This is a genomic window from Acinetobacter sp. TWP2-2-3 (assembly GCF_049896445.1).
GTDB lineage: Bacteria > Pseudomonadota > Gammaproteobacteria > Pseudomonadales > Moraxellaceae > Acinetobacter.
In genome coordinates, this window is the sequence record NZ_JAFCUI010000002.1 from 173,347 (window position 1) to 190,613 (window position 17,267).

Below are 17,267 nucleotides of genomic sequence, written 5' to 3' on the forward strand. Positions count from 1 at the left end.
CTAAAAAGCCGTGCGACAGAAATGATCTGTAGCACATCCTTTTAAATGGGGAGACTAAATCGCTTTATACTGAACATCTAATAATAAAAAACTGGTTGAAGCAGGATGATGAAGCTCTATAACAATCCGCAATCACGTGGCCTGACCTTATTGCCTTTGCTGAAAGAATTGCAGATTGAAGACCAGATTAAGCAGATAGAAGTTGCCTATGAGCATATGCATCAGCAGGCGTATACACAGATCAATCCGATGGGAAAAGTTCCCTGTCTGGTAGATCAGGAGGTCGTCATTTCAGAAATGGCCGCCATTTTTATCTATCTGGCAGATAAATATCGTGACAAAGGATTGGCACCTACTTTGGATGATCCGAAGCGTGGAGCGTATTTGAAATGGATATTTTTCTGTCATGGGCCCTTCACCGAATATATCGATATAAAAAATTTGCAGGTACCGCCAGAAAATATTGAAAAGAACCGAAGAAGTTTAAGTTTTGGGAATGAAGCAGCCGTATTTGATTTTCTGAAACAGGGTATCGGGCAGGCCAGTCCTTATCTGTTGGGTGAAAAAGTCTCGGCGGCGGATCTCTATGTGGCTTACTGTTTGATCTTTGCGATCTCTGCGAAAATTTTACCGAAATTTGATAAGTTCAGGCCCTTCCTGCAGCAGATGGCTCGCCGTGATTCCTTGAAAGATATTCCGTGGTTTCAGGAATACCGAGTCTAATTCCTCGGTCTATATATTGTCCGGGATATCTAAAAATAATAAAAAAACCACGCCGAAGCGTGGTGAAAGGTGACCAATATTATTTCAGGTAAAGCTTTTTAAACAGTTGCTGGCTGGTGCTTTCCATCGATTGAGGAATGGCCAGCGCAGCCACGAAACGGTCAGGACGCAAGATTACAACTGAATCAGACGTGTTACCAAACCACGAGCGGATATCTGTGCCGATATCACCAATGGTAATAACATCTTCATACTCTTTGCGCTGGCTATTTTGCAATTGCACCGCCGGAATTACCTGAATGAATTTCACACCGAGCGATTTCCACTGTTGCAACGTCTCCGGGCTGAGACCCCATTTCGGATCAACACCCCAGGCAATAATCGCAAAATCATTGCCGATCACTTCATCCAGTAACACGGTTTCACCCGAAGCCAGTTGAACTTGAGGCTGGATAAACATCTTGCCGACCGGAGAGTTCTTGGCTCCATTACTCAAAAGTGCACCGTCATGATATTTCGGCATTGGTTTAAAGCGCATTTCCAGCAGATACTGTTTGATCGGCTTGATGTAGTTCAGGGCATAGGCAATACCATCACGAACAAAACCTTGCCATTTTTTCGGTGGTGCCAGTACATGACCTGCCATCACCGACAGATCAATCATCGCCTTGGCATGGTCTTTACGTTCGATCTGATAAGAATCTAAAAGTGCTGGGCCAGCTTTACCTTGAATAACCAGTGCCATTTTCCAGGCCAGGTTAAAGGCATCACGCATACCGCTGTTATAACCCTGACCTTGCCATACCGGCATGATGTGCGCAGCGTCACCGGCAAGCAAAATACGGTCGACACGGAACTTGTCCGCAATACGGGCATTATGAGTATAGACACGCTGACGGATCACTTCGATACCATCCGTGCTTGGTAAAACCTTAGAAAGAAGTTTGGCAATATTTTCCGGTTTGCTCAGTTCTTCCTGCGTTTCACCCGGCATGACCATAAATTCAAAACGGCGGATACCATGTGGCAAGGCGGCCGATACATAAGGACGTACCGGATCACAACATAGGTAGATATGCGGTGTAGCAAGCGGGTCGTTTTCAAGATCGATCACGATCCATTGATTCGGTGCGGTTTCACCTTCAAAGGCAATGCCCAGGTTGCGGCGCACATAAGAATTACCGCCATCACAGGCAATCAGATATTGAGCGCGGATGGTTTCTGCATCGCCCTCTTTATTTTGCAGATTGAGTGTTACGCCGTCAGCATCTTGACTAAACTGGGTCAATTGACGAGAAAATAGCACTTGGGTGTTTTTATATTGCTTTAAGCCTTGCAGCAGAACGTTATCGACTTGTGGCTGAATAAAGGCATTACGGCGCGAGAAACCAAACTCACGTGTTAAAGGCTGAATATCTGCAAAACAGCGACCTTTAGGCGTCAAGAAGCGCATCGCATGATTCGGAGTGGTATGCGGTAAGACTTGATCGACTAAACCCAAAGATTGAATGGTACGTAAGGATTCATCATCGATTCCAATCGCACGTGGATAATCAATCAAACTATCCAGTTGCTCGACAATCGTGACAGCTACGCCTTGCTTGCTTAGATAGTTGGCAATGGTTAAGCCTACAGGGCCGGCGCCAAGGATTGCCACTTCAGTAGTGTAATTAGTATTGCTCATAGCGAATGTCCACTCAATCGACTTGCATTTGATGCTATTAAGGGACAGTTAGAAGCCAGAAACAAGTTAGGCGATAGTAGCTTAAGTATATGGATAATATTGGATTGAAATAGGTGGTTTTTAAATAAATAATTGATTTTAATTATAAAAATAATAAAAATTTGATAGCCTGTATTAATTCTATGATCAGTTTTGAGTATGGTGATAAATAGATTTTATGCAATAAAAATGCTGAACCAGCATCAAGCATGATTCAGCATAGAATAATATCGGGGGCAGTATAGGACAAAGCCTACTGGAGAATTACTGTCCCTGATATCTTCATTGAAGGATTAAACGAGTTGTTCAATCACTTAACGTGCAGCAGGTTTTGCAGGTGTCGTAGTTTCCGCAGCAGCTTCAGAGGCAGCAGGCTGCTCTGCAGATGCGCCTGCAACAGGAGCATTCGATTCAGGTAATTCCTGGGTAGTCACAATCACTTTTTCTTCTGCAGTGGTGGTTTTCGCATCTGTAGTTTTACTATCAGCAAAACTGGTGGCTGCAGCAGCAGTAAGCGTAGTGGCAAGTAAGATTTGTGCATATTTCATTTTTGGCATCCTTTTATTCATGTCATGTAATCTGCCGAGCTGACCATCACATCAATTCGACAGATGCCCATCCTAAGCACTGAAATTTTACTGAGCAAATCAATTAACAAAAGCGACACGCAGGGAATAACCCAGCAGATACAAAACTGAGAAAGTTGTTTTATTTCTGTTAATTATGCGGAGTTTTATTTAATGAAAGTGTGTGTGAATATTTCAAGAATCCAATTTGAAATAAAAGTTAACATAGAAAATTGGTAATTTGGGATCATTCCATTAATTTTTATCTCTGTGATTTTCACGCCGTGTTTGCGAAGAACACGCATTTTAAAGTCACACTGTGCTTTATAATGCAGAGTATTGCTATTTCTATTCAATCTCTTGAGAGTCGATTTTGAAAATTCTGTCAGCGTCGCAGGCTATTCCTGTCCATATCATTTCCGGATTTTTGGGTGCAGGTAAAACCACACTACTCAAACATTTACTGCAGCAAAAACCGGAACAGGAAATCTGGGCGGTGCTGATGAATGAATTTGGCCAGATTGGCGTAGACCAGCAGTTATTGCCACAAGATCAGGGTTATGCGGTCAAAGAGCTGTTGGGTGGTTGTCTATGTTGCAGTAGTCAATTGCCGATGCAGATCGCCTTGTCGCGCCTGCTGTCAGAAGTGAAACCGGATCGCCTGTTTATCGAACCTACCGGGCTGGGGCACCCGGGACAATTACTGGAACAGCTGACCGAACCGCACTGGCATAGCCATTTGAACATGCAGGCTTTAGTCACCGTGGTGGATGGGTCGCGTTTGCATGACCGGGACTGGACCCAGCAAAACCTGTATGCAGACCAGCTCAAGGCAGCGCATATTGTGGTGATTTCACATACTGACTTGATGACAGCCGCAGATCACGCAGCGCTCACGCAGCTTCAGGCAGAATATCAACCTTATGCCCAACAGTGGCTGTTCACCGAGCATGGACAACTCGATATTGAACAGATCAAGCAGGAATATCGGGGTTCTGCCCGTCAGATTCAGCCTTTGTTAAAACAGCAACAGACCCCCCGTTCAGCGGATACGCCCGTAGTGATTCAGCAGATGCCTTATCATTATGTAGAAAGCGCGCAGGGTTACCAGGTCGCTGGCTGGAAATTGCCAAAACGCTGGCAATTTAATTTTTATGATCTGCTGGATCTGCTCTGTGAACAAAAAGACTGGCTCAGAATAAAGGGAATTTTTCATACCGACCAAGGCTGGAAAAGCTTTAATTTTAATCCGGAGCAGTTTAATTATCAGTCGGCAGATGAAGGCATTGATAACCGGGTGGAAGTGATTTATCAACAGTCACGCGATTGGCTGGCATTTGAAACTGCCCTGATGCAATGTCGTATCGATCCAGAAAAATAACGGTACTGTTTCTAGTGCGCTGAATGAATTATTGGCCTAAATCTGTTCAGCAAAATAGCGCTAAATCTTATATGCTAGGCGCCAAATTTGAGGATTATGTGATGGCGTTAAAAGCGACGATTTATAAGGTTGATTTGAATATTGCGGATATGGATACGCATCGTTATGCAGACTATCAGCTGACGATGGCGCTGCATCCTTCAGAAACCATTGAACGCTTGATGGTGCGTATTCTGGCCTATGCACGCTATGCCGATGAAGCACTGGAATTTACCAAGGATCTGTTTGAAACCGATGAACCGGCACTCTGGGAAAAAGATCTGACCGGTCAACTGGTCAAATGGATTGAAGTCGGTAGCCCGGATGAAGATAAAGTCAAAAAGGCCAGTGCGCGTTGCAAGCAGGTCGCAGTTGTCACCTATGGTTCTGCGGTGGATGAATGGTATAAGCGCAGCAGCAAATTAAAAACCTTAAAAAATGTGGAAGTGTGGAAGTTATCTACCGCAACCACCGACGCATTGCCACAATTATGCGAACGCACCATGCAGTTACAGCTCAATGTGATGGATGGTGAATGGACCTTGATCGGTGATCAGGGCCAGGTGCTGGTGGAGTGGGAACAGTTACAATAAGGCCAAATAAGGATGCAAGTCTGGACTTGTATCCTGTAGCTCAAATTGCGTATATCTGAGGGATAAGAATACGCAGGGCTGCACCATGTACCATGAACTTTATGATTTACTGCTGGCTGTCGCGATCGGCGCAATTATTGGTGCAGAGCGTGAGTATCATAGTAAATCTGCCGGACTGCGTACCATGATTATGGTCAGTCTGAGTTCCTGTTTATTTACCATTATCTCTCTGAAAATAGGCGTGGCCAATCCTGACCGGCTGGCCGCTAATGTCTTGACTGGACTGGGTTTTCTGGGTGCCGGTGTTATCCTGAAAGATGATAACCGTATTTCTGGAATTACCACCGCAACCACGATCTGGATGACGGCAGCACTCGGCATGGCGGTCGGTGCAGGCTATGAACTCTTAAGTATTTGGGCTACTTTTATTGTCATGGCGGTGCTGGTTCTATTGATGTATGTCCAGCGCGGCATTGAATCTCTGAATCAGGAACGCAGCTATGAAATCGTCTGCCCATTCGATCAGAATGATTCCGATCACTACGAAATGTTATTTAAACGTTATCAGTTAAAAGTGGTGCATTCCTCACAAAAAAAAATTGATCAACAGATTGTCGGACGCTGGATTCTGATGGGATCGGCCAAGAATCATCAAGAATTAACCCAGCATTTACTCAATGACAAGAATATTCAGGAACTCAGCTTTTAACCCATCAATGGCCCAGACTTAAAAAAACAGAGCAATCCGGTTTATACTGAGCTTTGAATTTTATGCCCCTCTCAGGTAAATAACCATGATCAACGAACTTGAAATTATTGATTTAAAAGTAGGCGAAGGTAAAGAAGCGGTAAAAGGTGCCTTAATTACCACGCACTATACTGGCTGGCTGGAAGATGGAACCAAGTTTGATTCTTCTATTGACCGTGGTAATTATTTTGAAACTGTCATTGGTACCGGTCGTGTGATTAAAGGTTGGGATCAGGGGATTCTGGGAATGAAAGTTGGCGGTAAGCGTAAACTGATGGTGCCTGCACATTTGGCCTATGGCGAACGTAAAATGGGTAAAGTCATTCCAGCCAATTCCAACCTGATTTTTGAAATTGAACTGTTTGATGTAAAAACACGTGATTAAAATGATTTAACTTGCTGAATATAAGTTATATTTTTTATTCAAAGATATACGCTGGTTTCGGTGCAGTTGCTTCAAAATAGGCTGTGCCGGATAAGCTACAAAAAACATCTAAAAAGATTTGAAATCAAAAATATTCCTTGTAAATTATAAGAATAATAAAGAATTATCTTGAGATAGAACGTATTTGCATAACTCGATAAGGAATGTCTGTTTCTTCGTATTTGTCTGTGCCTTGAGCTGGATGACTTGCATCATAAGTTCAGCAATCGCTCAGGATGAACTCCCTTCGCCGTCATTTCAGCAGCAATCTCACGACCATATTACTGAAGTTCATTTTACCGAACATAGCACTAGTGCCTTGCAGGGAAAATGGCTGTTTTATCCGAGTCAGTTTATTGTTCAGCCCAGCCCCGTACTCCAGTCAAAAACAGTTGAATTGCCAGCCTCTTTTAAAACTCTAGCGGGTTCAAACTCTGGCTACGGTACCTTTATTGGTTATTTTAAAATTCCGAAAGAATTTCTCGGGCGACGCATCGCGATTCGGATTCCAACCCAATACGGCGCCTATCGGGTATATGTCAATGGACAGTTTATTGTCCGTCTCGGGGAAATCAGTACCACACCTGACAAACAGGTGACTGAGAAAGCACCGCGTATTGGCTATTTTGTTCCAGACACTGAATATATTACTTTAAGTATTCAGGCTTCCAATTATACCCACTTGCATGGCGGTCTCGAACGACCAATGCAGATCGGCGTTGCAGCTACCATCAATCGCCAATTCCAGCAGCTCATGATGAGTATTGCCATGGTGTGCGGGGCGGTACTTGGGGTGGGGGTGTTTACCATTCTATTTTCGGTATTCCGGGGATCACGAGAACGTAACAGTAAAAGTATCTTTGTTTTTGGCTGGTTTATTGTCTTTTTGGCCCTGCATAATCTGTTTTCTGCACCTTATGCCTATTCGGTATTTACCAATATTAATTGGCTGTGGGGAACCCGCTTAGAGTATCTGTTTACTTTTATTGCTGCCTTCTTTTTTCTCAGCTATATGCATCTGTTTAACCGGCGCTATTTAAATCCGGTGATTTATTATATCGCTGTGGCATTACTGGTTTTTAACATTATTTTTACCCTATTTTCACCTCCTGAGATATTTGAACGAGTAGCCCTATTTAGTGCGATTTTTGCCTTGGTCATCATCGGTAATTTTATTTACGGCTTTTATCAGACCTTACGTTATAAAGAGCATTATTCGCGTTTAAATCTGATTGCGATTATTTTCCTTTGTGTCACCTTTTTGAATGATTATCTGTTGCTGATCAATGTAATTAAAACCACGCATCTGTTCTTTATCTCAACCAGTATCTATGCCTTACTAATTATGTTTCAGCAGTCCAGACATTATGCACATCAAACTTATGAGACTGAACAGCTAAACCTGAACCTGATCGCGCTCAACGATTCACTCGATCAAAAAGTCAAAGAACGCACTCAGCAGCTGCGTGAAGTGAATGCCAAACTGGAACAGCAAATGAATATTGATGCGCTAACCGGAGCTTTTAACCGGCGTGCCTTAAATCATGAAATCCAGCAGCAATTTTTACAGACCCGGCAACAGCCGCAACATACCTTAATTTTTGCCATGCTCGATGTCGATTTTTTTAAAAACTATAATGACTACTATGGCCACTTAAAAGGCGATGAAATCCTGAAAAATCTGGTCAGGATTATTCAAGGCACTTTGCCACCGTCTGGCTATCTGGCACGTTATGGTGGTGAAGAGTTTGCGATTCTGCTCACTGGAATGCCGGTTCAAACTGCCCTTAAAAATCTGGAAAATGTGTTAAACCAGATTCGGGAACAGCGTATGCAACATCTGAATCGGCCAGATGAAAAAGATTATGTTACGGTTAGTATGGGCGCGGCCTGGGTTGAACAAAAACATGGCTATGCAGATATTCATGAATTGATGAAAGCGGCAGATGTGCAGCTCTACGCCGCCAAACAGGCAGGACGTGATCAGTTGAAAATTGAAAAAGAGGCCGATTAAAAAACATATTTATACAGATAACGCGATTCATCTTCTGGCTCGGCAGAATGGGGATGAAAGCCGCAGTGTTGATAATAACTTAACGCAGTTTGAGTAGACTGTATTTCAATCTGATGAATTTTTTTCTTTAATAAAGCGCGATGCATTTGTTGAAATAACTCGGTGCCAAATCCCAGTCTTTGGCAGTGTTGGGCCACATAATGCATCCGGATTTCTCCAGTATCACTGACCAATAAGAACCCGACGACCTTGTCATAGATGAGATAAACCCAGCAATCGTTATACAGCATATCGACAATCAGGCTGGCATGATCAAATTTTTCTAGCCAGGTTTGAATTTTGCTTTCTTCACGCTGATGATCCAGTACACAGGACTGAATGCTGTCATGAATGACCTGAATAATTTGAGGTATATCTTCGACCTTCCCTTCACGAATCATAATATTATTCATTTTCTCGAACATTTATAGGGAAGGTTTATTGGATAAAAAAGAAGAGGGTAAAAAACAGAACAATATTGTAGTTTTTTGAGAATCTTTACTGTGATTTATCAATGTGAAGATTGGTTCTGTTGCTGATTTGTCCTGTTTGTTTATCTCAAGTTCTTGAATCTCATTAGGGAGTTAAAAATAAAAAATCAAAGTAAATCAATTTTTAAATAAATCGAAGTTCGAATCTGGGTAAAATGAGCAAGCAGAGAAGATAAATAGTAAAAATAAGCCTCAAGTTTGCACTGTATAAAAAATAGACGTATGCTGGGTCAAAAGGGACTATTCAAATGAATCTTGATCCTATAACCATAAAAATAAAATTAGTCACATGAGATCATCCACCATGCTGAAATTACTGCTCCTGTTATGTGTTTTATTCATGTTGAATGCTGCCTGGATCGTCGGCAGAAAGATCTATAAAGCTCAGCGCCATCTGGCGCGTCAGCGTCCAGAAAAACCGGCACAGATTTCCAGCATGACAGAGCAAGAGGTCATCGAGCAAGAGCAGCAAGTACATCTGGTGGATGCTTATGAACTGGAACTGTTTGACGATGTGGCACAGCTATTCTTTCAACGGCAGGTGCATATTGAGAATCGGGCACAGGCCGAACAGTTACAGCAAGAACTATTACAAAAAATGCCGATGCACAGTGGCACCCAGATTCGTCAGATGGACTTAGGCGAATGGTCTATTTTCTGGAATTTTTATGATCAGTCACTGGAATATTATGTCGGTCGCTATGGCGTATTCTATGCACATGTCGACCGTTTTGGAGAAGAGCACCGGCAGGAAATCCGCAGGGAACTTTTGCATTCTGACTGTGCTTAGAACACCACTTTCAGTCATTTTCTACGACTGAAGATCTTAGGCTACGTACTTAAGCCATTACAATTCAGAAAAGGTATCTCATGCCTTAGCTCAGATTTTTTCTGCCTCTTGGCGGAAATAGCCCATATAATTTATCTCCTTTAAGCCATAATCTTGCGCTAGAAAAACCTCAAAACTCGCGAGTCGTATCCTCGAAATAGTCATTTAAAATGTACGAAGTCTGGCGAGCAATGATCCGGACTAAAAAGGCAGAAATACTATGATCATTGATTTTCATCAAGCACAATTACAGAAGTTTATTGCTCTGGCGATGAAGATCCAAGCTGAGCCTGAACAGTATTTGCAGTTTGATTCGGTCTCGGATTTTTATAAGGCTGACTGGCTGCAGGCTTTCCCAGCTGGAACTGAATACTATGTTTCCGGTCTAGATGATGGTGCCGATGAGTTTCATGCCGTGATTTATTATGGCGAAGCGCAGCTACAGATCAGCTGTGGACAGGCACAGCTTTCAGTAAAACTATGTTGCAAACATTGACCGGGCTGCCGGAATTTCCCGATAAAAGAATAATGACATCCGCTATAAAGTTGATATAAATTGCAGAGTCATCTCTGTATCTGATTTTTATTCGCATCAGCCGAGAGTGGCATAGGCGAATATCGTAATAAAAATAAGGAAAAAATAGCATGGCACATCAGTTCACCGTGAAAGCAATTATCAATGGCGTGTCTATTGATGAATTTAAGCGTTTGGCCAATGATATTCGTTTGCATGAGGCAGTTTGCCATCGAATTCCTGCGCAAAACTTGGAAATTCTGGTTTCGGAAAAGCAGGGGCATATGTATACCCTGAAACGCGCTTATAATCTGGATGTTAATATTCCGGATATCGCAAAAAAATTACTCAAAGATGCATTCCGTTTGCAGCGTACCGATGTCAGCGATCTGAATGAAATGACTTCGACGGTACAACTCGGTGCGAACTTGCCGATCGAGGCCATCTGTCAGCGTGCAGTTACCGGAGATGAAGATCAGATCCAGTTTCAGTTAAACTGGACAGTCAAAGTCAAAGTACCTTTGCTGGGTGGCATGCTAGAAAAGCATGCTGAAGGTGAAATTCGTAAATTTAGTGAAATTGAACTCAGCATCGTCGAAGATGAATTGCGTAAAGGTCTCACCGCTTGAAGCAATCAAATAGTGTGATTGACCTAATTTCAAAACTGGTCAGGTAGACGCCGGGTAGTGGTAGTTGATTGGGTGGTAGATCGCCACTTTCAGTGTATTGCCACTATCCAGGAAACCCAGCTTAAGTGCTGATAAAGTTTGCCGTCACGTTAATGCTGATGGCCAGAATGGTGGTATTGAATCCGTAAGCCAAAAGCAAATGTAGGGTATTCAAGACTCGCATGGATTGGCAAGTAATGGATACATCTGCAGTTTGCGCAGAAGTCCCGATGATATAACTAAAATACAAAAAGTCTGGATAAGTCGGTCTGGTGGTATTGGGGAAATCCAGTCCACCTTGTTGCTGTTTGTCGAGCGCCAAATAAAAGTCATGTGCATAATGAATTGCAAAAATCGTATGCATCAAGAACCAGGCTGAAATAATGGTCAGAACTGACAAGATTAAATGACCGGTTCGGATGGTAGTATCTTTAGGTAAGTGATTAATTTCAATAATAATCGCTATAAAACACATGATGAGGGTGGTGATCACCAGAAACAGAATGATCCATTTGCTGGCATCCTGTTGCATGGCGCGTTGCAGGATATGAGCATGATCAATACGCCAGAGTTTTTTATGGTCAATAATAAATAAACGTAAATTGCGATATTCCAGCTGATCAACAGGCAGCTTGACCAGCTCAAAGGGGTGAGGGCTTGTAAAACCAGATAAAATCCAACGATTGCTGGGAAAATAATAAAGAAATACAGACGGGATTGAAGTGCCGTTTTTATAGATTGAAGAAACTGCATCATGTCATTTATATTTATTTTGCTGATTTCTCAAGATCCTAGCACAGAACCGTTTGCAATAAAGAAGATTGCAACGGTCTGAGTTATTTCCTCTACGACATTTCATCCTAAAGGTGTCGAACTGATTCGAGTTGAGTCATTTGACTGCGCGGATCGCGTAGCAGGCGTCATTATCTCAATAGATTTTTTCTGAACTGATGTTTAAACGGATTGAGCGGGTTGTTGGATTGCAGTGCCATAAGCAAAGACTTCCACCATGCCACCTTGCATACCGAGTTCAGTCGTGCTGAGCCGAATGCCCATAATCTGAGTCGCACCAATTTTTTCGGCTTCCAGTTTTAAACGTACAATCGCTTCACGTCGTGCGCGTTCTACTACACTTTCATAGCTGGTCAGACGGCCACCCAGCATATTCTGCACATTGGCAATCGCATATTTAAAATAATCATGGGAAATGACCACATTGCTGCTGATCATCTGTCCGGAATATTCAGACACAACGAAGCGGCTATTGTTCACCCGGATATAGGCCAGACGTTGTTCCTGTTCATCCAGATAACGAAAATGTTTACGTTCGTTATAACGACCAAAGCCGAAACCGACACTAAACAGAATGGCAAAAATGATGATCTGGAGAATTAAACCATCCATGTTTTAATCTGCCTGCGGAAAAGGGTCGGGCAATTTTGGCATGATCGGATCAACCACTACGGCTGTCCCATAAACAAAGAGTTCAGAAGCACCTTGGGCAATATTAGAGGTCGAGAAACGTATGCCGACAATTGCATTGGCACCCATGCTGCGGGCTTTTTCAATCATGCGGTTCATGGCTTCCTGACGGGATTCTTCCAGCAGTTCAGTATAGGCGGTAAGCTCACCACCGACAATATTTTTCAGGCCGGCCAGTAAGTCACGTCCGACATGTTTGCTGCGTACGGTACTGCCATACACCACATCAATTTGCTGGCGAATGGTATGTCCCGGTACAGATTCCAGATTGCTAATTAACATGTGCATGTTTTCTAAATAAATCGCTAGTCTATGACAATAGGAAAACTGCCTTGAAAATGCAATAAAAAAAGCCCACTGAAGTGAGCTTTTCTTGATCTATCTGGAATTTATTGCGCTGGTTGTTCTGCCGCACGGCGCTGTTCAGACACAGACGGTGTGTTCAGCAAGGTATCCGTCGTATTGACTTTCAAGCCGCCCCCCAGGGTTTTGTAGACTTCAACCTGATTGTTCAGATTGGCCTGTTCAAGCAATAACAAACCTTGTTCTGCTGCATAAGACGCACGCTGTGCATCCAGTACAGTCAGATAGCTGTCAATTCCGGCGCGGAAACGTGCCTGTGACAAGCGATAGGTGGTGTTGGTTGCTTCGACCAGACGGCGCTGAGCTGCAAGACGGTCACCAATATTCTGACGTACTGCCAAGGCATCATTCACTTCACGGAAAGCAGTCTGAATCGACTTTTCGTAATCTGACAAGGAAATTTGCTGATCGGTTTCAGAAATACGGATATTGGCCTGACGGGTACCCCAATCAAAAATTGGAATATCCAGACTCGGACCAAATGACCAGGCAAAACTACCTGATTTAAACAGGTCGCCTAAATCAGTAGAGGCATAACCTGCTGAACCGGTCAAACTAATTGTCGGGAACAGACGTGCACGTGCTGCCGCAATATTGGCACCTGCCGCAGACAGGCGGTATTCTGCTGCACGAACATCTGGACGGTTGATCAATAGATCACTTGGCAAGCCTGAACCCAATGCAGTATTGGAAGTGATGCGGGTCACGCGTTGTGCTGGTAATAAATTCGCAGGCACTTGCTGACCGACCAGCAGGTTTAACAGGTTTTGTGCCTGTGCCACCTGAGTGCGGTAATTCGCAACATCATTACGTGCTGTTTCAACCGAAATTTGCGCCTGACGCACTGGAAGCTCGCTGTCGATCCCGACATCAAAACGTTTTTTGTTCAGATTAAAAGATTCAAGCTGAGCTTTCAGCGTTTGCTCAGCCAAAGTCAGATTGGCATTGGCAAACGAGTAGCTGAGCCAAGCCTGAGACACCTGACCAATTAAGGCAATTTGCGTCGCATCTCGAGCACTTTGGGTCGCCAGGAAACTATCCAGCGCATTGTCACGCAAGCTGCGGACACGTCCCCAAAAATCCAGTTCATACGCAGTTACACCCAGTCCGACATTATAAGTCGTCACTGCACCGCGATTCTGCGAATTCATGGTGTCCTGGCGTAATACGCTACCACTGGCACCAATCGTCGGTAACTGGTTGTTTTCAGTAATCTGATACTGTTGCTGAGCTCGTTGAATATTGAGGGCAGCAATACGCAAATCACGGTTATTGTTTAATGCCAGATCCAGCACCTGTAACAGGCGCTGATCAGCAAAAAAGTTTTTATAACCTTGTTCTGCTACAGAAGTACCAGACGCATTGATATAGCTGCTCGGGATATCTGCCTGCGCAACCGGCTCTGGACTGCGCATGCTTTGACAAGCCGTCAAAGCAAGCGCAAGGGCAGATACCGCAATGCTACGACCTGTAATAGACCATACATTTTGCATTACGACTTATACTCCTGATTTTGTTGTTTTGGTTTGTATTTAAAGACACTTCGAATCCACACGTAGAATACCGGGATAAAGAAGATACCTAACAAGGTCGAGCTGATCACGCCGCCGAGTACACCATAACCGACTGAGTGCTGGCTACCTGCACCTGCACCTGAAGCCAGGGCAAGCGGTAATACACCAAAACCAAAGGCCAATGTGGTCATGATAATTGGACGTAAACGCATTTTTGCCGCATGCAAGGTCGCTTCAAATAACTCTTCACCTTGTTCCTGCAATTCTTTCGCAAACTCGACAATCAAGATCGCGTTTTTCGCAGAAAGACCAATCACGGCAATAATCGCCACCTGGAAGTAAATGTTATTCGACAGGTTCGGGTTTTGCAGCAATACCATTCCACCAAAGGTAAGTAATAATGCACCAACAATACCCAATGGCACCACCATTAGAACCGAGAACGGAATCGACCAGCTTTCATACAGGGCTGCCAGACACAGGAAGACGATCAGCAGTGACAAGGCATACAGGAACGGCGCCTGTGCACCAGATTCACGCTCTTCCAAAGACAGACCTGTCCATTCGAAATCGAAACCTTGTAAGCCCATTTCTGGTAACTTCGCCACGATTTCTTCCATGGCCACCATCGCATCACCTGAACTGATACCCGGAGCAGGTGTACCCTGAATGTTCATCGAAGATACGCCGTTATAACGCTCAAGACGTGGTGAACCGTAGGTCCATTCGCCTGTGGCAAACGCCGAGAATGGCACCATTTCACCGCGGTTATTACGCACATACCATTGGTCCAGATCTTCAGGCATCATACGCGAGCCAGCTTCACCCTGAACATAGACTTTCTTGACACGACCGCGATCAATGAAGTCATTGATATACGAACCGCCCCAAGCAATACCCATGGTGCTGTTAATTTCAGCAACACTCACGCCCAATGCACCGGCTTGTGCATGATCGACAATGACACGGTACTGTGGATTATCTTCCTGACCATTCGGACGTACACCAGCCAGACGCGAGTCTTGTGCTGCTAGACCGAGAATCGTATTACGTGCTGCCAGGAGCTGATCATGACTTTGACCACTTGCAGCTTTGAGCTGTAAGTTAAAGCCAGCCGACACACCCAGTTCAGGCATTGCAGGTAATTGCAGTGGCATGATGTAAGACGCATCTTTGACAATCATGTTCAGCGCCATACCACGTTGAATAATGGCACCGATTTGAGATTCCGGACTGTGACGCTCTGACCAGTCTTTCAGTTTAATAAATGCCAGACCTGCGTTTTGTCCCACACCCGTGAAGGAGAAACCTGCCACACTAAAGACGGATTCGACATGCTCTTTCTCGTTTTCCAAGAAATAGTTGGTCATGGTGCTGATCACTTTGTCGGTACGTTCCAAGGTTGCATTTGGCGGTAACTGAACCAGCGTCATGACCACGCCCTGGTCTTCATCCGGTAGGAACGAAGAAGGCAGTTTCTGGAACAACAGCACAATAATACCCAGTACCACGGCATACACCACACCTGAGAAAATCTTGCTGTGGGTCATGCGGTTGACGCCGCCCTGATATTTCACAGAGACCTTGTCAAAACTGCTATTAAACCAGCGGAAGAAACGCGCAAAAATACCATTACTTTCCGGCTTGTTCGGATCATGCTGTTTCAGCAGGGTCGCACACAGGGCAGGAGTAAAGGTTAAGGCAACCACCAGTGACAAGACCATCGCTGTTACCAGCGTAATCGAGAACTGGCGATAAATGACCCCGGTGGTTCCACCGAAGAAAGCCATTGGAACGAATACTGCCGACAGCACCGAGGTAATACCAATCAATGCGCCAGAAATCTGTTTCATCGATTTTTCAGTTGCAGCAACCGGATCGAGATGTTCTTCCACCATGACCCGTTCGACGTTCTCGACCACAACAATCGCGTCATCGACCAGAAGACCAATCGCCAATACCATGGCAAACATGGTCAGGGTATTAATCGAGAAGCCAAAGATGTTAATGACGGCAAATGTACCCAATACGACGACTGGAACTGCCATGGTTGGAATGATGGTGGCACGCCAGTTCTGCAAGAACAGGAACATCACCAGGAATACTAGAATAATCGCTTCGATCAGAGTTTTAACTACACTCTTAATCGACAGTTCAATAAATGGTGTTGTATCAAACGCCAGTTGGTCGACCATGCCTTGCGGATAGTTCGGACGTAACTGTTTTAAGCGTTCTTCAACCGCTTGTGCGGTATCCAGGGCATTGGCGCCAGTCGCAAGCTTGATTGCTACACCACCAGCCGGTTTGCCATTAAATTTAGAATCAAACTGATAGTTATCTGCACCGAGTTCAACTCGTGCAACATCACCTAAGCGAACCTGCGCACCAGAAGTGGCATTTTTCAGGAAGATATTGCTGAACTGTTCCGGCGTTTGTAACAGACTTTGAGCCGTTACCGTCGCATTTAACACTTGTCCTTGAACTGCAGGCGCACCACCCAATTGACCTACGGCAACCTGTGCGTTTTGGGTACGGATTGCAGTGGCAATATCACTTGGCGTTACTTGCAGGCTTGCCATTTTGGCTGGATCCAGCCAGATGCGCATCGCATAAGAACCACCAAAGACCTGAACTTCACCGACCCCGGCCACACGGCTTAAAGGTTCAGCAATATTCGAGTTAACATAGTCTTTGATGTCATCTGCAGTCAGGCTGCTATCAGGTGAATAGAATGCCAAAACTTGCAAGAAGCTTGCACCCGATTTGGTCACTCGCACACCCTGACGTTGTACATCTTCAGGCAACAGGGCAGTCGCAGACTGTAATTTGTTTTGAACCTGGACCTGTGCGATATCAGGATCGACACCCTGGTCAAAGTTCAAGGAAATAGACGAAGAACCATTACCCGCACTGTTGGACGAGATATAGCGCAAGCCATCCATACCGTTCATTTGCTGCTCGATGATCTGGGTCACTGTATTTTCAACAGTTTCAGCAGATGCACCCGGATAAGTCGCAGAAATCGTCACGGTCGGTGGCGCGATGGTTGGATATTGTGCAATCGGCATTTTGCTGATGGTTAAAATACCCGCCAGCATAATCACCAATGCAATCACCCATGCAAAAATAGGGCGATGAATAAAGAATTGAGCCATG

16 protein-coding genes and 1 pseudogene are annotated in these 17,267 nt (G+C 44.3%); 9 read left to right on the top strand and 8 right to left on the bottom strand.

Annotated elements, in window-relative coordinates:
* Positions 1-108: 108 nt before the first annotated feature.
* The gene (locus ACP7AK_RS04210; protein ID WP_425878962.1) at positions 109-723 is read left to right on the top strand and encodes a glutathione S-transferase family protein; all 615 of its coding nucleotides are present in this window, start codon (positions 109-111) and stop codon (positions 721-723) included.
* A 79-nt stretch (positions 724-802) separates the two neighbouring features.
* Here the strand turns inward: ACP7AK_RS04210 and ACP7AK_RS04215 are convergent, their stop codons facing one another.
* Together ACP7AK_RS04215 and ACP7AK_RS04220 are read right to left on the bottom strand one after the other, a co-directional pair.
* Positions 803-2,407, bottom strand: a complete 1,605-nt coding sequence (locus ACP7AK_RS04215) for a bifunctional 3-(3-hydroxy-phenyl)propionate/3-hydroxycinnamic acid hydroxylase (protein ID WP_425878753.1) — start codon at positions 2,405-2,407, stop codon at positions 803-805.
* Between the two features lie 353 nt (positions 2,408-2,760).
* The gene (locus ACP7AK_RS04220) at positions 2,761-2,994 is read right to left on the bottom strand and encodes a hypothetical protein (protein ID WP_004645811.1); all 234 of its coding nucleotides are present in this window, start codon (positions 2,992-2,994) and stop codon (positions 2,761-2,763) included.
* Between the two features lie 391 nt (positions 2,995-3,385).
* Here ACP7AK_RS04220 and ACP7AK_RS04225 point away from each other — a divergent pair, with 391 nt between their 5' ends.
* The 5 genes from ACP7AK_RS04225 (at position 3,386) to ACP7AK_RS04245 (ending at position 8,211) form a co-directional block, all read left to right on the top strand.
* Positions 3,386-4,393, top strand: a complete 1,008-nt coding sequence (locus tag ACP7AK_RS04225; RefSeq protein WP_425878755.1) for a CobW family GTP-binding protein — start codon at positions 3,386-3,388, stop codon at positions 4,391-4,393.
* Between the two features lie 101 nt (positions 4,394-4,494).
* A complete protein-coding gene (locus ACP7AK_RS04230; RefSeq protein ID WP_026056583.1) occupies positions 4,495-5,025 on the top strand; it encodes a YaeQ family protein in 531 nt (176 codons plus the stop codon).
* An 85-nt stretch (positions 5,026-5,110) separates the two neighbouring features.
* Positions 5,111-5,734 (top strand): MgtC/SapB family protein, encoded by a 624-nt coding sequence (locus ACP7AK_RS04235; protein WP_409666464.1) that lies wholly within the window; start codon positions 5,111-5,113, stop codon positions 5,732-5,734.
* A gap of 85 nt (positions 5,735-5,819) precedes the next feature.
* On the top strand, positions 5,820-6,158 hold the full coding sequence (locus ACP7AK_RS04240) for an FKBP-type peptidyl-prolyl cis-trans isomerase (protein WP_004280661.1): 339 nt from the start codon (positions 5,820-5,822) through the stop codon (positions 6,156-6,158).
* Positions 6,159-6,399: 241 nt separating this feature from the next.
* The gene (locus ACP7AK_RS04245) at positions 6,400-8,211 is read left to right on the top strand and encodes a sensor domain-containing diguanylate cyclase (protein WP_425878758.1); all 1,812 of its coding nucleotides are present in this window, start codon (positions 6,400-6,402) and stop codon (positions 8,209-8,211) included.
* Here ACP7AK_RS04245 and ACP7AK_RS04250 read toward each other — a convergent pair.
* On the bottom strand, positions 8,208-8,675 hold the full coding sequence (locus ACP7AK_RS04250) for a GNAT family N-acetyltransferase (RefSeq protein ID WP_086044556.1): 468 nt from the start codon (positions 8,673-8,675) through the stop codon (positions 8,208-8,210). The two genes, ACP7AK_RS04245 and ACP7AK_RS04250, sit on opposite strands and share 4 nt — an antisense overlap.
* Before the next feature lie 370 nt (positions 8,676-9,045).
* Here ACP7AK_RS04250 and ACP7AK_RS04255 point away from each other — a divergent pair, with 370 nt between their 5' ends.
* From ACP7AK_RS04255 to ACP7AK_RS04265, 3 genes are all read left to right on the top strand, one after another.
* A complete protein-coding gene (locus tag ACP7AK_RS04255; RefSeq protein ID WP_044108560.1) occupies positions 9,046-9,531 on the top strand; it encodes a hypothetical protein in 486 nt (161 codons plus the stop codon).
* Between the two features lie 259 nt (positions 9,532-9,790).
* A complete protein-coding gene (locus ACP7AK_RS04260) occupies positions 9,791-10,066 on the top strand; it encodes a hypothetical protein (protein WP_425878761.1) in 276 nt (91 codons plus the stop codon).
* A 149-nt stretch (positions 10,067-10,215) separates the two neighbouring features.
* Complete coding sequence (locus tag ACP7AK_RS04265; protein WP_004280652.1) at positions 10,216-10,713, top strand: DUF2505 family protein; 498 nt, start codon at positions 10,216-10,218, stop codon at positions 10,711-10,713.
* Positions 10,714-10,834: 121 nt separating this feature from the next.
* Here the strand turns inward: ACP7AK_RS04265 and ACP7AK_RS04270 are convergent.
* From ACP7AK_RS04270 to ACP7AK_RS04290, 5 genes and pseudogenes are all read right to left on the bottom strand, one after another.
* Positions 10,835-11,508, bottom strand: a pseudogene (locus ACP7AK_RS04270) (DUF1345 domain-containing protein).
* Positions 11,509-11,706: 198 nt separating this feature from the next.
* A complete protein-coding gene (locus ACP7AK_RS04275; RefSeq protein ID WP_253172353.1) occupies positions 11,707-12,156 on the bottom strand; it encodes a YbjQ family protein in 450 nt (149 codons plus the stop codon).
* Positions 12,157-12,159: 3 nt separating this feature from the next.
* On the bottom strand, positions 12,160-12,516 hold the full coding sequence (locus tag ACP7AK_RS04280; RefSeq protein ID WP_425878763.1) for a YbjQ family protein: 357 nt from the start codon (positions 12,514-12,516) through the stop codon (positions 12,160-12,162).
* Positions 12,517-12,623: 107 nt separating this feature from the next.
* The gene (gene adeK / locus ACP7AK_RS04285; protein WP_425878765.1) at positions 12,624-14,090 is read right to left on the bottom strand and encodes a multidrug efflux RND transporter AdeIJK outer membrane channel subunit AdeK; all 1,467 of its coding nucleotides are present in this window, start codon (positions 14,088-14,090) and stop codon (positions 12,624-12,626) included.
* A complete protein-coding gene (locus ACP7AK_RS04290) occupies positions 14,090-17,266 on the bottom strand; it encodes an efflux RND transporter permease subunit (RefSeq protein ID WP_425878766.1) in 3,177 nt (1,058 codons plus the stop codon). The genes adeK and ACP7AK_RS04290 overlap by 1 nt, the downstream gene beginning before the upstream one ends.
* Position 17,267: the final 1 nt, after the last annotated feature.